Genomic DNA, 18,877 nt, shown 5'->3' on the forward strand with positions numbered 1-18,877 from the left:
GGGTGGGTCAGATTTAGATGAAATCGGTGGGTTAAGACTCGGTGGAAATCAACAATCAACAAGGTCAGCGTCACACGCTCTAACGGATATTTTGCAGGAGGCCAGCTGATGATCGATTCGTGACGCTATGGAGCCGTGTATCGTTTCTTGGGAAATTTCCCAATTTGCACCGAGTAATTGTTCGACCTGTTTCGTAGGCGTTAGAACGTGGCGAAATTTGTCTCGCATCTGGTACTCACGCTCGAGTCGAACGACTTCTGGGAGAATCCAAACGATATCCAGATCGCCATGCCTGGAGTGGTCCGCGATAGCTCCGGCAGCCTTTCTGCTGATGAGCTGTTCAAAGCTGTCTGCAAAGATGGCGTTAGTATCGAACAACACGTGAAGTGTCTTGCGTTTTTTTCTTGATGGCATGAAATTCTTCGTCGGCAATGTTAATCGTTGTGACTTGCACTTGATCGTTCGTCTCATGACCGACCATGGCGCCCTGGACGTTTGTTCGCCAGAGAAATGCTCAGGTGATCAGCTCGCGGTCATCGCAGCGGGCCTTCGAGCGAGATTCCAAGAAAGTAGACGTCAACAAAGTCACTTTCGAATCACGCTGCCTTCTCGATCTCGTGCTCATAATACGGTCGCATCTTGTCGTCCAGGATAGCTAATTGGGTAGCAAGATCTCGCGGATCCGGGTTCAGCCACGTGTTGACGTTCTCTAACTTGATCGGGATGACGCAGCGGTCGTGTCCGGCAGCAGCAACCTCTGGCGGTGGGTCGTCGGTGATTACGGCAAACGAGTAGATATCTGGCTCGCCAGGCGTTGACGTCAGGTTCCAGGGGCACGCCAGCATGAGCGGTTCACCCGGCGCCGGATCGAAACGCAGAATGACATTTTTGCCGTTGCGTTTGACGTGTTCATAAAAGCAGTCTGCGAGTATCACCCCGTGTCGAACCCCGAAAAGATGCCGCCAGGCCGTTTTCAAACTGTCCCGCCGCGCGCAGTACGTTCCGTCTTTCTTCTTTTCAATTTCAGCCGTCCACCCAGGCAGACGGCACCGGAAACGCATCGGCACGAGCGTTCGTTGACCGTCCTGAACGATCGCCACAGGTGCATACCATCCGGGGTAAATCCGGGAGTCAGAATCCGTTAGTTCCTTGCGGTTGAGATCTTCAAGCCGGCGCAACGCGGCCCTGATTTTCTTGTCTGCAATGCGCCGGCTCTCCGTCGCGGCCTTCGTCGTCTTTTCCTGCAGCGCTCGCTCCGCATCGGCAAAGCGCTTACGTTGCTCGAACAGTTCCTGCTGCAGAGGCTGTTCCTGCATGGCTTTGATTTTCTCGATATACGGGGCGATGGTGTCGTGCCCGTCGACCAACGGATCGGAAAATACCGCGTCCATTGCCTTTAGGGTCACCCCCTGCGTACTACCTTCGGCAATTCCCCAATAGAGACGCGCGAACTCCCGCAGACTCATGTCCGCACCGAAAATCCTGACATATTTGCGGTAATCAGCACGAATCTGCGCCGAATAGCACATGGTCACCGCTCCCCGTCTATCCTTGCATGGTATTGCACACATGATCTGAATATACCGCGCATCCATACAGGTATTTTAATCATACCCCGGCTTCAATTCATCGCTAAAAATGCTACTGAACGCCACGCGCAAGAAATAATGCGCCGATCCAAACAGAGATGTCGAGCGGCTAAAGTTTGAGGTCGTGCGTCTATGTTAACTGCTCCACGAACTTAGTGAGTATTTTTGAACCAGGCAGAAAATGTCGGCGAAAGACGGCGACGGGCACTTGATCGTATGTACAAGATTCGGTGGCTCTTCAGCAACCATATTCCACAACGACTGCCAAGCAAAAATCCCAAACCAAGGGACAAACATAAAGGTTTCATTCAAACGTCCAGCAAGCTTGTATATTGCAGGACCAATCCATACAAATAACATACAGATAGTTAAATCTGGTTATTTTCTGTTTAAATGTTGCGCATTTTGATATCCTCTGGCGAATCAGGGGGTCGCCATCTGGGTGGCATTACGGGCGAAATCGCCTGAGACGATGAAGAGACCAACCCTGAGAGACTCGTGATGAACCCCGCCGCATCCCTGCGCGCCCTCGCTTCCGCCGCGCTTGATTCCAATAACCGCCCCGCCCGCCTGAGTTTCGGCACACAGCAGCGCGCCCTCGAACAGTTACTGGTACTCCAGCGCCTCGACATCACCGAAGGGCTTATGACGGGCCTGCACGGCCGGTTGACCTGCGTGTCGTCACAGGCCGATCTTTCAGAGAAGAAATTCCTCGGTGTGCCCGTGTCAGTGCAGATCGTCACCGACCGGGGTCAGTTGCACGCCATCAACGGGATCATCACGAGATTCAGGCGCGGACAATGGGATGGCTCACTGTGCTGCTATGAATTGACGGTGAGAGACGCCCTCTCCGTCATGGAGAAGCGCCGCAATTCGCGCATCTTCCGCACCATGAATCTGCCTGACATCCTCCAGACGCTGCTTGGCGAGTGGAGGCAGCGCAGCCCTGCCCTTGCAAGTGCTTTCGACTTCGATGTGTCAGGGCTGCAGAGTTCGCGCTATCCCGCACGTGAACTCGTCCGGCAGGACAACGAGACTGACGCCCGTTTCATCCAGCGCCTGCTGCGCCGCGATGGCGTCACCTTCTTCGTCAAGGCAGGGACAGCGACAAGTCAACCATCGTCAGGCGGTGGAGACAGCACGCCGATCCATACGCTCGTGTTCTGTGACGATCCGATGCGCCTGCCGCAGTGTGCAGCGGGCACGGTGCGCTATCACGCGCGCGACGCAGCTACCGAACAGCGCGATTCGATCACCTACTGGTCATGGATGTTCGAACTGGTAGCTGGCCGCGTGGAGCGTGCGAGCTGGGACTACAAGCAAGGCAGCGTTCATCAATCCAACCAGGCCACCAATCTCGATCAGGGTACAGCGGGTAATGACATCGCTCACCTGCTGTCGGACTCCGTGATCGATGTGCCGCACGCGTTCGACTCGTGGAACGATCACGACCGGATCAGTCACGACCGCATGCTTGCCCACGAATTCCAGGCCGCACGGATCGATGCGATCAGTGGTGTGCGTGATCTTGCCGTGGGTTCGTGGGTCCAGGTATCTGAACACCCCATCCTTGACGCCCAGAGTGAGAGTGACCGCCAGTTCGTTATCACGTCACTGCATCACCGCGGCGACAACAACCTGCCGAAGGATCTCGACGATCAGGTGATGACGCTGCTCGAAGCGAGCCGTTCGTTGTTTGACGCGCACGCCTCGTCATCTGCTGCATTGCCCACTTCATCTGTCAGCAACGGACACGCTGACACGCGCTACCAGAATACGTTTTCGTGCGTGCATCGGGGCGTGCCGCTTACGCCCGCCTACGAACCGGCTGTCGATCTACCGCCTGATCATCTCATCACCGCGGTCGTGGTCGGCCCCGATGGTGAGGAAGTGTTCGTCGACGAGCTGGGACGTGTGCGTGTACAGATTCAGGGGCTCAACGCCGATGATCACGCCCATGCGCAAGGAGCAGGCACCAACAGCAACCCAAGCGACAGCGCGCCGGTACGCGTCGCATGCTCCCTAGCGGGCGCAGGATTCGGGGCCAACATTCCCCTACGCGTTGGCATGGAGGTACTGCTGGGCACAGTCGGTGGTGACCCCGATCGCATGGTCATCATAGGGGTACTTTCGAGCGGCCCGAATCCACCGGCGACGTTCAGCCATACCGGTAACCTGCCAGGCAACCGCTATCTGTCCGGGATGAAGTCGAAGGAAATCAAGGGAAGCCGATATGGCGGCCAGCTCAGATTCGACGACACGCCACAGCAAATCAGCGCGCAGCTCGCGAGCCAGCACGCGTATTCCGAGCTGAACCTGGGGTATCTGACCCAGCCTCGCAATAATGGCAGTGGACAGGATCGCGGCGAAGGCGCCGAACTGCGCACGGACGCGGCGGCTGCACTGCGGGCGGCACAGGGCATCCTGCTGACAACCTACGCTCGCACGCAGGCGAGCGGTGGCCAGCTTGACCGCGATGAACTGGTTCAGTTGCTCAGCGAGTGCACGGAACTCTTCAAATCCCTTGGAGATTACGCCGGCCAGCACGGTGGGCAGACGACGGACCTGACCGGCCAGCAAGCGATCGCCTCAACCTTCAAAGGCTGGAAACCCGGCGAAGGTCAGGCGGGAACAGGTGCCGGCGCCACAGCCGGGTCACAGGCGCTAATGGCATTTGGCGCGCAGGCCGGATCGGTGAACCTGACGCCAAAGACGCACGTAACCTACGCCGGAGAGAACATCGACCAGGTGGCGCAGAAGCATCTGCAACTGACAGGCGGCCAGCACGTCACCGTGCAGGCAGGCGAAGGAGTCTCGCTGTTCGCGCAGCAAGGCGGCGTTGCGGCGATCGCCAATCAAGGCAAGTTGCTACTCCAGGCACAGGCAGATGAGGTCGTCGTCAACGCACAGAAGAACGCACAGATCACGTCGTCGACAGGCGAAGTCCTGATTACGGGCAAGACGATCCGTCTGGTCGCCGAGGACGGCAGCTACGTCAAGATCGGTGGTGGAATCACTGTCGGTTCGAATGGTGCATTCGAGGCTCATACAGCGAGTCACGATTTTGTTGGCCCATCTACCGATCAGGCAGACCGGCCGAGCTTTGGTAAGGATGGAACCGATCAGAAGTTCCGTCTGCATTACCCCGGTACCGAAACCGCAGACACGCCACATCCGGCGCCAAACAAGCCCTATGAGATCACGCTCGATGATGGCCGGGTGATCAAGGGAACGTCGGACGCAGACGGGCTCACGCAGCTTGTGCAGAGTGATGTGATGCGGATCGCCAATATCAAGGTGTTTGACCAGATTTGACTCAGAACAAATAACGGGTGATTTCAATGAGCGACACAGATTCTGGGCGCAAGCCCATCGCGCACCACACCGGCACAACCGTACCGAACCGGGATAGCAAAGCCCATCGTCACGTGCCGCTGCCGCAAAGGTTGCCCTGCACGACGATCTTGATCCACGGCGTGAATGATCTCGGTGTGGATTTCGGGACGGTTGAGGGCGGACTGTGCGAGGGGTTGAATGACCGGCTTGGTCGCAAAGACCTGAAGGGCGGCACGTACACGCACGGGCGCACGCCAAACGATCCGACCAACGTAAAGACCTCTGACCTCATGAAGCATCTTGACGACGTGATCTACCGCCGCCAGGAGTCGGAGGGGACGAAGAGTCCGCTAATCCCGTTCTATTGGGGGTTCAAAGCCAGTACTGCCGACATGGCAAAAAAGGCCCGCAAACAGATCAAGAATGGTCAGTATGTCGACAAGTTCGGCAACCGCCTCGATAGTCATCGCGCGAAGAACGGCGGGATGTTCGCGAACGCGACGACTAACATACCGGCCATGTTCGACTCACACTTTGAGGGAGGCTTAAAGACTGCATTCCTGAACTGGAAGAACGATGATCTGACCCATCCGTTATACGAAGCACCGAATCGGCACTACATGGTATTGGCAGCGATGCGGCTCGCCGCACTGGTCCGGCAGATTCGGATTATCGACAAGGACGGGACGGTTAACATCATCGCGCACAGCCAGGGCACGATAATCTCGTTGCTCGCTCAAGCGTTCCTGGTCGACGGGCTGAATCCGCAAAACCGTGGGGCATTCGACCGGCCAGCCGACACCCTGATCTTGATTGATTCGCCATACTCATTTGCTGAATCGAGCATGGACCAGACGCTGCAAACCGGGAACCAACAACAAACGATCTGGGCGCGTGTGAAAACCCTGGCGAACCTAACGGGCGTAGTTGCGTCCGCCAAATACGGTACACCGCCCCCTCAAAAACTGAAGCACCAAAAGGGTAACGATAACTACGGAGTCACTGGCCCAAAGTGGGACCCGGATCATGCCACCCGGCTGACAGGGCCTGAAGGGAACACATCGGTTGTGTTCGCCGAGCGCGATAACCGTGGCAAAGTGTATGTATATTTTTGTCCTGAAGATCAAACCGTTGGGCTCAGGGGCGTGAACGGAATGGGCAGTATTGGGTTACCCAATTCGATAAATGCAGCTCCTGCGCAGGAAGGTGCGAAGCCATCGGCTATAGGGTTGGTGTCGGACACTTTTCGCCAGCGGATCTTTACGCGCCGTTTGCGACATGGCAAACCCGTCCAGGTCGGAACTCCCCCTGGACCATACAATATGCGTGAGCATGGCGAGACTTCGCACGGCGCCAGTGGTACATCGGCACTTGCAAAACAGGCACAGATCGCCGAGAACACGATGCGCAACATCAACGGTGAAGCACTGACGCCGCCTTTCAATCCGGATTTGGAGGAAAACCGACTTCCTGACGCCGGGGGAAAGCCGCAGCCGCTCGACGGGAAATCTCCAAATGAGTTCGAGGGTACCAAACAGTCGATTGATCAGGTCGACGCAGAGACCGCACTGAGCGCTTCAGACCTTCAGCAAGTGACGCCGTACAGAATGCGATGGCCCGGTCTGAATATAGGCGATCTGCCGACTGCAAAGGAGGTTGAGCAAGTACTGAACTCCGAAAAGGGTCCGGACGACCAATGCAAGGTGGACGCGATAGCCAATGCGTACGACGGCGGCGACGAGAATCTCAGGCTTGTACGGGACACCATCGTAGTGCTTCGGACGGAAACCCCGAACGAGGCGAAGGTGCGGTTGATGAATAATTACACGGTGGACGACTCATATCACTCCGCGGTAATGAGTGGGCGTTTGAACCACCGCTGCGCGACAGCGTTTGATGTCTCAATCGGCCAGGCTCGCGCGTTGGACGATCCTCACTGGCAAGCGCTATTGCGCGCAATCGCCGACTGGCGCATACCGATACAACAGGTGAAAGATGCCAGTCCCAACTATCCCAGTCTCGAAGGTATGACCCAAAGAATCGTGGAGGCGAATTGCGCATATTACGATGTGGGGAAATTCCCCTCTGACCTTGTACCGGCAACACCACCAGCACCAGTAGTAAGCGAGACTATCCAGGCCAGGGACACTCTAGCAGTCAAGCAAATGCGGGCCGATCCGTCGTTTGATCAGCCGGCGTTGTGACGCGTTATGACGACCACTATGACTCGCCCCTCCGGCATCCGGTTGTTCCTGTTCGCACTGCCAGTGCTCGCATTGATCTGGATCGTGGCGCTGAAACTCCTTACCATGGGCGGCTATTCGCCCTTAGGAGACACATCAATGATCCAACGTCTGCTGCTGTTGGTCCTGCCACCGCTATTGCTATCGGGAGCTGTGTATGCGGGATACAGCATCTGGGCACACAAGGACGATGCGAGGCAAGAGGTTGGCCCTGCCGCCGTGCAGGGAGCAGCTGCAGGAGGGAAAGCTTCAGCTGACATGCAACGAGATCAGAGCTTCACGCTCGAGGTGCGTCGTTTCGGAGTGACAGTCGATAAGTTTCGTCAACGCGCCATATTGATGCGTCTCGACGAAGCCGGCCCAAAGGGTGCGCTTCTATCACGGGATCCGAAGGAATATCCTTACACGCCCGACGATCGATCGTCGGCGGCCCGACAACGTGAAAATAACGTGTTCGGCTACACACTTCGAGATTGGGTAGATTTCTGGCCGATTCCCGTGATCGTTGCAGGCCCGCCACGCGCTGCGAATGACTCGGAAGCTGATCGCATGGCGACGCATATAAACAGCGCCGATAATGGCGCAGGCATCGGGAATCCGATCTATATCCGCCTTGATGAGATTCATACCGACCACGGCGATGACGTGGTCGCACGCCTGTTCGAGTTTTTTGACCAGCATCCTGATTTGCCCGCAGCGGTTGTCCTGGTTGAGGACGGTCTTCAAACCCGCTCTTACCTGCGATCGGCTGGCGCCGATCGAGATCTGCTCCATACGAAAGGGTACTTTGTGCCGAAGCAGCCAGATAGCTTCGTCGCACTTTTGGTGACACGCAAAGATCGCGTGGATCGATTGATCCGACCTTATGTTGTGGATACACCTGAAGAGATCGACAACACCAAGACGCAATACGACGTAATCAAGCTCTGGAATTATTTCTTTGCCCAACAGAATGCCTATCCACAACCGTCGTTCGGGGTCTACCAGATGCCGTGGGACTACTGGCAAGGCAAACTGGCGGAGTTCTGGAAGACAACACCGTTGAAGGCACCGGCCGGGTTCAAACCAGACCCGTGGGTACCAGTGCCGTGGACGACCTGGCAACTGAAGGAGTATGACGACTGGCCTGTACTCTCCTATCTGCATCGGCCGGTGCGAATCGACCTGAGCGATGGCCATGGCGAGCCGCTCAAAAAGGCCGAACGACTGGACAAGGTCCGTGAAGGATGGCAGCAGGCGCTGGCCACTCTCTCGCCAGGTGATCAACCGAGCCGAATGTTCTTCGATACCGGCGCGTCGACAAACAACCTCGCTCTTCTCGTTCAGGCGCTGCATGACAATCCCCAACACATCGACCTCGATGACCCGAAAGATGCATTCGACATGCAACGTCGTATCGGGGGGGATACTGGGACCAGTTCGACGTGGGTACAAATGGCGCTCGCTCTGATGATGGGATATGGTGATGGCAAGACGAGTGCCCTCGTCAATCTGCGCGATCCGTTGCACGCGACGATCGTCATGATGACGCCGCCTGACGCTGCATCACGCAAGGCGCATCCGCAGACATTTAGCTGGGACTTCTAGGACGTACCCAAACCTTGGCCCACCAACAATGAACAAACTTGATTTTCAGGCGTGGATTTCGCTGGCATGGATCCTTGCATCGCCGCTTGTTATCAACAAGCTTGTTGTCACAGGGCGTTCGGACCGGATGCCGGTTGCGGCACTGGCCCCAGTTGGCGTCGTCTATCTGCTGACCGTAGCAGGCGCGGTATATCTCGCGCACGCGGCATTCTCTGGAAATATGAGCGACGGTTCTTTCGGTGTGTTCTTTTTCTTTGCAGCGATTGCTCCACTGTGGATTCTCGCATCTCCCTTTGTTATATACAGGCTCTTCAAGGCCAAGCGACCGCAATGGGCGTGCGTCGCCATATTGGTTGTAGTGGGCGCGATCACGGCTGATTGGATAGCATTGGGTGGGATCGCCGGCACGCAGTCGTTCCGGAACTAGCGGCGATCTTCTGACCTCGGAATTGCCAGCCTACGAGAGGCAAACGTTATGGGTGAAAAGCGATACATCCTTGAAGGCGACACCCACAGTCACGGTGGTCATGTGCTGTCCGGTGCGCCGAAGTCCCACATCAAGGGGCGGGCAATTGCGCGACTCAACGACCCCGCCATCTGCGAGATTCACGGTCAAACCCACATTGCGAAAGTGTCGGGCAATGCGCGCCTCTCGGGACAGCCGGCCGCCTGCGATGGGGACGAACTCGCGTGCGGCGCACGCCTGATCGCCAGCCAGTCGACCACAGGTGGTTGATCGTTCCGGCTCGTATGTCCGTCGATTTCAGATGCCAAATCGCTCGCCGTATTGCGACCCGTCGTTTCGAGCCGAGACGACAAATCACGCCATGTAGGTGAATAAGCTCTGGCCGTCGAAAAGACCGCAGCACACCACCTGTCCCCAAGGGCCACTAAAGAAAAATAGCCACACGACACCTGCAAGATAGCCAATCGGCACAATCGATAGGCCAATCGTTCCGAACGCCCATTTTCGCGCGCCCGCTTTGAATTGAAAATAGATTATGAACGGCGAAATCAGAAGCCACCCGACAGAGACGAAGAGCGCTCCTATGGCGATATACGGTGCGGCGAGCTCCAGGTTCATATGCAGTTCTCTCAATGTATGCAACTGACAAGTCATCTAGCGGAAGATCGATGCGCGACCTGTTCACCACGCCACATCGGAACGCACGCGCCTCTCAGCCACGAGGCAGCTCAAATTTACCGCCGAACAATAAAAATATGAGGAAGAAGAAATCCGAAATGACGCTTTTTACGGCATCCGTAACCATGGTTAAAGGCCGTAGCAAGCCGTTGAGACGAACGTTGTGCTCCATCTTCTCCTGCGTGTCGAGAATTACCCGGAGATCACTGTTGCAGCAGGTTAACAGGTCCGCTCCTGAATACGCCCCGAGGCTGTTATGGTCATGCCGATGGCCGGTAATGTTCGTGGACCACGTAGCGTTGAAATCACCGGTGGCGTCATTCTTGACTTGCGTAAAACCATATTTTTCCAGCCGGGCAATTTCCGTATGCGGGAGCCCGATATCAAGAGGACGGATATCTGAATCGTAGCCAATGAACGTTACCGTAAGACGCGAGCTAAAGCTGCCATTGGTGTTGATCTGCAGATCCGACAGTTCTCCGTGCGCGTACCATGGCGTATCGGAGCGCTTTATCGGAACCGAGTGTTTCAAAGGCGCCAATGCCACGCTCAGGGTTCGACTGGGAAGAGCGAAGTCGTAGTCGTATTGTTCTGTGCGTACAAGCAGCATGTCTCCCGCCCCGTTGAGCTTCAGCTCGTCAATTGACTCACTGCTCGACTGAGGGTTTTCCGGGAACTCGGGGACGAGGTAGCACACGGCAACAAAAAGAACTGCAAAAATCGCCAGATACTTGATGACTTTCGTTAGTGATTTTCCGGCCATTGTTCTGAAGCGCTCCAGAAATCGGGACTGCTGGTCTCGTGCAGCACCGGAGCCGCTCGCGACGGCGTGCACTTTCTTGCCGTCCGACGACGAGGAATCAGTCAAGCGTTTATCGCGCCACTCGGCCTACGTGGAAGTGGCCGCCTTCGATAGCGGTCGCGATTCGAGCCGCTCTTGCCGGGCACGCATACATAGACCCTGAGCCCGTCTCTGTGCGGAGTAATCGATGCTATTCGTGGGGAATTCCGTGAGTAGAAAATGGGGAGTTTTGTCCGCATTCTCTACCTTTCGTTGTCGAAAGACACGCACGAGAATAACAAGGGAATGAGTATAAGCCCTTGTTTCTACAGGAATAGACATTCGACAGAAAGCGCACGGAAATGTCATCTGGTGCCGGGGACCGGACTCGAACCGGCAAGCTGTTAAGCGGCGGATTTTCGTCACACCACGTCTTTCGACGCCGGCCTTGCATAACAAAAAACAAGGCCGTTCGTGCGCTGGACTATGCCTTCACCATCGCGCGCGTCGGGCCAAGCCCGCCGCGCCACCTTAGGCGCCCCCCGTCTAGTCTCTACACCTTCCACACCAGGCGTCGCAATCGAGATCGAGATCAAGATCACAAACGCAGGCAGGCTTGGCTCGGCGTTGCCTCGGCAGCGCTCATCGCGCTCCAGGGGTTTCACCGAATTTGAGGGGTTCTGCACCGGCCGTTTCCGGCCGGGCACTCAATACTTTAAGTCCGCTATGTTTACCAATTTCATCACCCCGGCAAGGGCGGACGCGATTCTACCATCGCGCCGCAGGCACTCCAAAATCTCTGCCTCCCTCACCCCGATCACCCGCTGCACGTCATCGCGTAGTCATAAAGCATATCGATAATCCGCTCGACGAAAACGTTTACAACAGGCCGATTTCGATGATTCCGACCATCAAGGACGTAGCCGCCCACGCGGGGTTTTCGATCGCGACGGTCTCGCGCGCGATCAACGCGCCGCATACGGTCAATCCACTCACACTGGAGAAAATCCGCCGTTCGATCGACACGCTGAACTTCCGCCCGAGTCCGCTCGGCCGGCAACTGCGCGGCGAACGCACGCGCCTGATCGGTGTCGTGCTGCCGACACTCGCCAACCCCGTGTTCGCCGAATGTCTACAAGGCATCGATGACCTCGCTGCCGCACACGGCTATCGATTGATGCTGATGACGACGCAATACGACGCCGATCGCGAGCGCCACGCGATCGAAACGCTGCGCGCGCAACGCGTCGAAGGGCTGATCCTGACGGTCGCCGATGCCGACACGCATCCGCTGCTCGACGAGCTCGACCGCGACGGGCTGCTCTACGTGTTGATGCACAACGATACGGTGCGTCGTCCGGCGGTATCGGTCGACAACCGGCTCGCTGCATTCGACGGTGTGCGCATGTTGATCGCGCACGGTCATCGCCGCATCCTGATGCTGGCCGGCACGCTCGCGGCTTCAGATCGCGCGCGATTGCGCCATCTCGGTTACGCGCAGGCAATGCAGCAAGCCGGCCTCGTCGCTGCGCCCGCGCTCGAAATCGACTTCAACGCCAACGAACTCGCACCCTCTGTGCTCGCGCATCTAACCACCGGCCCGCACCGCCCTACCGCGCTCTTTTGCAGCAACGATCTGCTCGCAATGGTCGTGATGCGCGGCCTGCATCGTGCACGCCTGCAAGTTCCCAACGACATGTCGATCCTCGGCTTCGACGGTCTCGCGATGGGCGAGCTGCTATCGCCGCCGCTCGCGAGCATCTGTGCGCCGAATCGCGAGATCGGCAGCGCCGCGTGGCATCGGTTGATCGCGCGCATCGATCGCACCGCACCCGATACTTCACTCGCGCTCACGCTGCCGCACACGCTGCGCACAGGCGCAACGATCGCCGCAATTTCGCATACCAGCGAGACCCCTCGCACCACCGCCTGACTCCCTACGTTCCGCTCTGACCACAAGGAGACCTCCTGTGACCCGCCGTTCCCATTGCAACTCCACCCCGCTGCTGCGCCTCGCGCGCACGGCGTTATCCGCATCCGCGGCAGGCATCGCGCGGCTTGCCGCTGCGCTGCGTGTCGCGCCCGTCGCGACCTCGCTTGCCGTGCTCAGCACCACCCTGCTCGCCGGTGTTGCGGCACCGCAGTTCGCCTACGCCGACGAAACCGCGATCTGCTACAACTGCCCGCCCGAATGGGCCGACTGGGCGAGCCAGATCAAGGCGATCCAGCAAAAGACCGGTATCCGCGTACCGTTCGACAACAAGAACTCGGGGCAGTCGATCGCGCAACTGATGGCGGAGCAGAAAAGCCCCGTAGCCGATGTCGTCTATCTGGGTGTGTCGTCGGCGTTCCAGGCAAAAGATAAAGGCGTGATCCAGCCGTACAAGCCCGCGCACTGGAACGACATCCCCGCCAATCTGAAGGACCCGCAGGGCTACTGGTTCGCGATCCACTCGGGCACGCTCGGCTTCTTCGTCAACAAGGACGCACTTGAAGGCAAGCCGGTGCCGCGTTCGTGGGCCGATCTGCTGAAGCCCGAATACAAAGGCATGATCGGTTACCTCGATCCGTCGAGTGCGTTTGTCGGTTATGCAGGTGCGGTCGCCGTCAACGAGGCACTTGGCGGCAGCTTCGACAATTTCAAACCGGCACTCGACTGGTTCAGCAAGCTGAAAGCCAACGCGCCGATCGTGCCGAAGCAGACCGCTTACGCGCGTGTGCTGTCCGGTGAAATTCCAATCCTGCTCGACTACGACTTCGATGCGTATCGCGCGAAATACAAGGACCAGGCGAACGTCGAGTTCGTGATTCCGAAGGAAGGCACGATCTCGGTGCCGTACGTGATGAGCCTCGTCAAGGGCGCGCCGCACGAAGCAAATGGCAAGAAGGTGCTCGATTTCGTGCTCTCCGACGAAGGCCAGAAGCTGTGGGCCAATGCATGGCTGCGTCCAGTCCGCGCGAGCGCGATGAGCCCCGATGTCGCCTCGAAGTTCCTGCCGGCCAGCGACTATGCGCGCGCACACACCGTCGATTTCGCAAAGATGGCAGGTCAGCAGCAAAGCTTCGGCGAGCAGTATCTGCAGGTGATGCATTGAACGACGTCACGTTCCCGCTGCGCTGGCGCATCGCGTTGCTTGCGCCGGCGCTCGCGGTGTTTTGCGCGTTCTGGCTGCTGCCGATGGGTACGCTCGTCCAGGTGAGCGCCGACGGTCATGCGTTCGCCACGTATCGTGCGTTGCTGACCAACTCGCGTTACATGGAGAGTCTGGGTGCGACCGTGTTGCTGTCGGCGGCGGTCACGGCGGCTACGCTCGTGCTGTCGGTGATATCGGGGTTGCTGCTCGCGCGGCGTGAATTTCCCGGCAAGCGCATGCTGCTCGCACTGCTGACGTTTCCACTCGCGTTTCCTGGCGTCGTCGTCGGCTTCATGGTGATCATGCTTGCGGGCCGTCAGGGGTTGATCGGTGCGTTGTCGCTGAAGCTGACCGGTGACCGCTGGGTGTTCGCGTATTCGATGGCGGGGCTTTTCGTCGGGTATCTGTACTTTTCGATTCCGCGCGTGATCGTCACGGTGATGGCGTCTGCGACAAAACTCGATGCCTCACTTGAAGAAGCCGCGCGTTCGCTCGGTGCGTCGCCGTGGCAGATCATGCGCGACATCGTGCTGCCCGCGTTGTCGCCGGGATTGATCGCGGCCGGTGCAGTGTGCTTTGCCACTTCGATGGGCGCATTCGGCACGGCGTTCACGCTCGCCACCGATATCTCCGTCCTGCCGATGACCATCTACACCGAGTTCACGCTGAACGCGAACATGGTGACGGCCGCTGGCCTGTCGATCGTGCTCGGCATCGTGACCTGGCTAGTACTCGCGCTCGCGCGTAACGCGACCGGCTCCGCTGTTGCGGCTACTGCCTGAAACACGCCCCTCTCGATTCCGATCCGCTTATACGCATGAACCCGCTCACCAACACCGCCCCACACAACGCCGCCCGGCCGCGACCGTTGCCGCGCATATCGTCGCGTACCCTGCTCGCCGCCGGGCAATGGTTCGTCACACTGCTGCTGTGCGCGTTCCTGATCGTGCCGGTCGTCATGTCGATCGTCGCCGGCCTTACCGTCAACTATTTCAAGGGCGTATCGAGCGGTCTCACACTGCGCTGGCTCGCCGAGGTATGGGCGCAGTACAACGGCTCGGTGTTCCTGTCGCTCGAAGTCGCGGCGCTTACGCTCGCAGTCACGTTGATTACCGGCGTGCCGGCGGGATACGCGCTCGCGCGCAGCAAGACGCGCGCGGCACGTTTCATCGAGGAACTGCTGGTGCTGCCGATCGCGCTACCGGGTCTCGCGTCCGCACTCGCGCTGCTCGTCGTGTACGGCGGTTTCACGGCGTTCCGGATGAGCGTGCTGTTCATCGTCGTCGGGCACGTCGTGTTCACGCTGCCGTTCATGGTGCGCGCGGTTGCCGCAATCTGCGCGAGCGCCGATCTGCGCACGCTCGAAGAAGGCGCCGCGAGCCTCGGCGCAACCTTCATGCAGCGTTTCATCACCATCGTGCTGCCCAACGCGCGGCCAGGCATCGTCGCCGGTGCGCTCGCGGTGCTCACGCTGTCGATCGGCGAATTCAACCTCACGTGGATGCTGCACACGCCCGACACGAAAACGCTGCCGGTCGGGCTCGCCGATACGTACGCCTCGTTGCGCATCGAGATCGGCAGTGCGTACACGATCCTGTTCTTCATCATGACGATGCCGCTGCTCGTCGCGATGCAATGGTTCGGTGTCGACGCCACCGGCCAACGCAACACGACAAAGCCGCGTCGCACGCGCGTCGCCAATCTGCAGAATCCCTCTTCGCTTTCCGACGAATCGCCATGAAACTCGCCTCCGTTCCGGTCACGCTCACGCAATGCGCGAAAACGTTCCGCGGTACCCGCGTGCTCGAGCCGCTCGACCTGCACATCGCCGCCGGCGAAACATTGGTGCTGCTCGGACCGTCCGGTTGCGGCAAGACCACGACGCTGCGCATGATCGCGGGGCTCGAAACGCCCGATGCGGGTGGCCGTGTTGTCTTCGGTAATGAAGACGTCACTGCTCTGCCGATCGAACGTCGCGAAGTCGGCATGGTGTTCCAGAGCTACGCGCTGTTTCCGAATCTGACCGTGCGCGGCAATATCGGCTACGGCTTGCGGATCAAGCGCGTGGAGAAGCGCGCCGCGCGCAGCCGCGTCGATGAATTGCTCGCGATGATGCGGCTCACCGCGCATGCCGACAAACCGATCGATCAACTCTCCGGCGGACAACGTCAACGCGTAGCTCTCGCCCGCGCGCTCGCATTGCAGCCGCGCGTGCTGCTGCTCGACGAGCCGCTCACAGCGCTGGATGCCCGTCTGCGCGACACGCTACGCAGCGAAATGAACACGCTGCTGCGTGGTCTAGGCATCACGACGGTGTACGTCACGCACGATCAGGCTGAAGCGATGGAACTCGGCGACCGCATCGTCGTAATGAGCGCCGGTCGCATCGAGCAGATCGGCACGCCGCGCGACATCTACTACCGGCCCGCTAATCGCACGGTTGCGCAGTTTATCGGCACGATCAATCGTCTCGCGGGCGAAACGCGTAACGGACAACTGGCCACGACCGGCGGTGCTGTGCCACTACCCGCCGCACATGCTCATACGCACGCAGAGTCGTCATCACCGCACGAGCTCTTCTTCCGCCCCGAAGACGCCTACCTCGCCGACCCCGCACAAGCCCATCTACGCGGCACCATAGAGACTGCCGCCTTCCTCGGCGAACGCACCCGCCTGACGATCGCCGGCGCGGCTCCCGATGCGCTCGTCATCGATGTCGCCGGCCGCGTCGAACTGGCGCGCGGCACACCGGTCGGCATCTCGATCGCGCAAGACGGGTTGATTGCGTTATCGTGACTATCGTGACAGTCACAGCGCGTCAAATTCAGACACACGCATTCAAAATCAAGGATTCCCCATGCTGCTAGCCCAGATCAGCGATCTCCACATCAAGCGCCCCGGCGCGCTCGCCTATCGGCGCGTCGACACCGCGGCGTATCTCGTGCGCTGCATCGCCAGGTTGAATGCGCTCGACCCGCGTCCCGACGCGATCGTCATGACCGGCGATCTGGTCGATCAAGGCACCGCCGAACAGTACGCGCATCTGAAAACGCTGCTCGCCACGCTCGAGATTCCGTACTACCTGCTGGTCGGCAATCACGATGCACGCGGCCCGTTGCGCGAGGTCTTCGGCGAGCGTCCGGAACTGTCGACAGGCGGCGAATTCGTGCAATACGCGCTCGACATTGGTCCGTTACGGTTCATCGCGCTCGATTCGCTGGTGCCCGGCCAGAGCGGCGGCACACTGTGTGATACGCGCCTCGCATGGCTCGCCGCGCAACTCGATGACGCGCGTGGGAAACCCGTAGTCGTCGCGCTGCATCATCCACCGTTCGACGCGGGCATCGGCCACATGGACGAGATCCGGCTCGATGCGCCGTCGTCGCAACGTCTCGCCGCCCTCATCGCGCAACATCCGAATGTCGAGCGCGTACTGTGCGGCCACGTGCACCGGCCGATGTTCGCGCGTTTCGGCGGCACGATCGCATCGGCGATTCCGTCGCCAGCACATCAGGTCGCGCTCGATCTGCGCGACGATGCGCCGTCCGCGTTCACGATGGAACCGCCCGCATTCGCGCTGCATCGCTACGATGCGGCGACCGGGATCGTCACGCACCATGCCTATGTCGAAGCGGCGGACGGCCCCTATCCGTTCTACGAGCCCGAAGGCGCGCTGATCGATTGAGCGATTGAGCGTGTGCGGCACGTCGTATGGCGGCCTGCCGGGCCGCCAGCACGATCGCGGGGGCTCCGGTATGATCGGCACGCTTGAAGCCTTCTGCCGGCCGGTGCGCCGGCTTACCGCCAGTCGTCCCGCTCATGTCTACGCCCGCCCCCTCTTCTCCCGCCGTGCCCGAACGGTCGCTCGCCGGCCTGCTGTTTCTGCTCGCGACGATCGCCGGCGTTTCGGTTGCGAATATCTATTACAACCAGCCGCTGCTCGACAATTTCCGCCAGTCGTTTCCGCATAGCGCGTCGTGGGTCGGTGCGGTGCCGGCGGTCACGCAGCTCGGCTACGCGGCCGGCATGCTGCTGCTTGCGCCGCTCGGCGACCGCTTCGACCGGCGCCGTCTGATCCTGCTGCAAATCGCCGCGATCTGCGTCGCACTGATCGTCGCAGCGACAGCGCCGACGCTAGAGGTACTGATCGCCGCCAGTCTCGCGATCGGTGTGCTCGCAACGATCGCCCAGCAAGCGGTGCCGTTCGCCGCCGAACTTGCGCCCACTTCGCAGCGCGGTCACGCCGTCGGCACCGTGATGAGCGGTTTGCTGCTCGGCATCCTGCTCGCGCGGACCGCGGCGGGTTTCGTCGCCGAGTACTTCGGCTGGCGTGCGGTGTTCGGCGTATCGGTGGTGGCGCTGCTCGCACTGTCGATACTGATCATCGTGCGCTTGCCGCGCAGTCAACCCACTTCGACGCTACCTTACGGAAAGCTTCTCGCTTCGCTCTGGCATCTGACCGTCGAACTACGCGGCCTGCGCGAATCGTCGCTGACAGGCGCGGCGCTGTTCGCGGCGTTCAGCATTTTCTGGAGCGTGCTGGCGTTATTGCTTGCCGGTGCGCCGTTTCATCTCGGGCCGCAGGCTGCGGGACTATTCGGCATCGTCGGCGCAGCGGGCGCGCTGGCCGCGCCGTATGCCGGCAAGTTTGCCGACCGGCGCGGGCCGCGCGCGATCATTTCGCTGTCGATTGCCCTGGTAGCCGTGTCGTTCGTCGTGTTCGGGCTATCAGGGGCGAGCATCGTCGGACTCGTTATCGGTGTGATCGTGCTCGACGTCGGCGTGCAGGGTGCGCAGATTTCCAACCAGTCGCGCATCTATGCACTCAAGCCGGAAGCGCGTAGCCGCGTCAACACGGTCTACATGGTGTGCTATTTCATCGGCGGTGCTGTGGGGTCCGGCGTGGGTGCCGTGGTCTGGCCGGCCTTCGGATGGGTTGGCGTGTCGGTTGCCGGATTACTGTTTGCCGGGCTTGCGGCATGGAGCCATGCCCGCGGACGGCAGCAAAATCCCCAGAGGAATTGCGATGCAAACCCCACGCTTTGAGGGGCAATTGAAAGGGC

The 18,877-nt window shown here is 59.5% G+C and carries 16 protein-coding genes; 13 read left to right on the forward strand and 3 right to left on the reverse strand.

Annotation, left to right across the window (positions count from 1 at the left end):
* The first annotated feature begins 207 nt into the window (after positions 1 to 207).
* Positions 208 to 408, forward strand: coding sequence for a hypothetical protein (locus M0D65_RS30665; RefSeq protein ID WP_266255851.1), 201 nt, complete (start codon positions 208 to 210; stop codon positions 406 to 408).
* Between the two features lie 188 nt (positions 409 to 596).
* Here the strand turns inward: M0D65_RS30665 and M0D65_RS30670 are convergent, their stop codons facing one another.
* Entirely contained in the window at positions 597 to 1,529 is a 933-nt protein-coding gene (locus tag M0D65_RS30670) for an SOS response-associated peptidase family protein (RefSeq protein ID WP_266255852.1), read from the reverse strand.
* A 561-nt stretch (positions 1,530 to 2,090) separates the two neighbouring features.
* Between M0D65_RS30670 and M0D65_RS30675 the strand changes: the two genes are divergently transcribed.
* From M0D65_RS30675 to M0D65_RS30695, 5 genes are read left to right on the forward strand one after another with little or no spacing between them, the layout of a single operon-like run.
* Positions 2,091 to 4,904 (forward strand): type VI secretion system Vgr family protein, encoded by a 2,814-nt coding sequence (locus tag M0D65_RS30675; RefSeq protein ID WP_266255921.1) that lies wholly within the window; start codon positions 2,091 to 2,093, stop codon positions 4,902 to 4,904.
* 26 nt (positions 4,905 to 4,930) lie between these two features.
* Positions 4,931 to 7,129: a DUF3274 domain-containing protein gene (locus M0D65_RS30680; RefSeq protein ID WP_266255853.1), complete on the forward strand. Its 2,199-nt coding sequence runs from the start codon at positions 4,931 to 4,933 to the stop codon at positions 7,127 to 7,129.
* A 6-nt stretch (positions 7,130 to 7,135) separates the two neighbouring features.
* Entirely contained in the window at positions 7,136 to 8,755 is a 1,620-nt protein-coding gene (locus tag M0D65_RS30685) for a DUF2875 family protein (RefSeq protein WP_266255854.1), read from the forward strand.
* A gap of 28 nt (positions 8,756 to 8,783) precedes the next feature.
* Entirely contained in the window at positions 8,784 to 9,182 is a 399-nt protein-coding gene (locus tag M0D65_RS30690) for a hypothetical protein (protein ID WP_266255855.1), read from the forward strand.
* 48 nt (positions 9,183 to 9,230) lie between these two features.
* Complete coding sequence (locus M0D65_RS30695; protein ID WP_266255856.1) at positions 9,231 to 9,491, forward strand: PAAR domain-containing protein; 261 nt, start codon at positions 9,231 to 9,233, stop codon at positions 9,489 to 9,491.
* A gap of 84 nt (positions 9,492 to 9,575) precedes the next feature.
* Here the strand turns inward: M0D65_RS30695 and M0D65_RS30700 are convergent, their stop codons facing one another.
* Both M0D65_RS30700 and M0D65_RS30705 read right to left on the reverse strand, forming a co-directional pair.
* Positions 9,576 to 9,839 (reverse strand): hypothetical protein, encoded by a 264-nt coding sequence (locus M0D65_RS30700; RefSeq protein ID WP_266255857.1) that lies wholly within the window; start codon positions 9,837 to 9,839, stop codon positions 9,576 to 9,578.
* Between the two features lie 94 nt (positions 9,840 to 9,933).
* A complete protein-coding gene (locus tag M0D65_RS30705) occupies positions 9,934 to 10,767 on the reverse strand; it encodes a hypothetical protein (protein WP_266255858.1) in 834 nt (277 codons plus the stop codon).
* Positions 10,768 to 11,578: 811 nt separating this feature from the next.
* Between M0D65_RS30705 and M0D65_RS30710 the strand changes: the two genes are divergently transcribed.
* From M0D65_RS30710 to M0D65_RS30745, 7 genes are all read left to right on the forward strand, one after another.
* Entirely contained in the window at positions 11,579 to 12,613 is a 1,035-nt protein-coding gene (locus tag M0D65_RS30710; protein ID WP_266255859.1) for a LacI family DNA-binding transcriptional regulator, read from the forward strand.
* 169 nt (positions 12,614 to 12,782) lie between these two features.
* The gene (locus tag M0D65_RS30715; protein WP_266255922.1) at positions 12,783 to 13,775 is read left to right on the forward strand and encodes an ABC transporter substrate-binding protein; all 993 of its coding nucleotides are present in this window, start codon (positions 12,783 to 12,785) and stop codon (positions 13,773 to 13,775) included.
* Entirely contained in the window at positions 13,772 to 14,596 is an 825-nt protein-coding gene (locus tag M0D65_RS30720) for an ABC transporter permease (RefSeq protein WP_091014630.1), read from the forward strand. The genes M0D65_RS30715 and M0D65_RS30720 overlap by 4 nt, the downstream gene beginning before the upstream one ends.
* 35 nt (positions 14,597 to 14,631) lie before the next feature.
* Positions 14,632 to 15,555 carry an ABC transporter permease gene (locus M0D65_RS30725; protein ID WP_266255860.1) on the forward strand — a complete coding sequence of 308 codons (924 nt, stop codon included), beginning with the start codon at positions 14,632 to 14,634 and terminating at the stop codon, positions 15,553 to 15,555.
* On the forward strand, positions 15,552 to 16,610 hold the full coding sequence (locus M0D65_RS33195; RefSeq protein WP_367619348.1) for an ABC transporter ATP-binding protein: 1,059 nt from the start codon (positions 15,552 to 15,554) through the stop codon (positions 16,608 to 16,610). The genes M0D65_RS30725 and M0D65_RS33195 overlap by 4 nt, the downstream gene beginning before the upstream one ends.
* Positions 16,611 to 16,671: 61 nt before the next feature.
* Positions 16,672 to 17,499: a phosphodiesterase gene (locus M0D65_RS30740; protein WP_266255861.1), complete on the forward strand. Its 828-nt coding sequence runs from the start codon at positions 16,672 to 16,674 to the stop codon at positions 17,497 to 17,499.
* A gap of 134 nt (positions 17,500 to 17,633) precedes the next feature.
* A complete protein-coding gene (locus M0D65_RS30745; protein WP_266255862.1) occupies positions 17,634 to 18,860 on the forward strand; it encodes an MFS transporter in 1,227 nt (408 codons plus the stop codon).
* Positions 18,861 to 18,877 lie beyond the last annotated feature (17 nt).

The sequence above is a fragment of the Paraburkholderia sp. CHISQ3 genome (assembly GCF_030464945.1).
Lineage (GTDB): Bacteria > Pseudomonadota > Gammaproteobacteria > Burkholderiales > Burkholderiaceae > Paraburkholderia > Paraburkholderia megapolitana.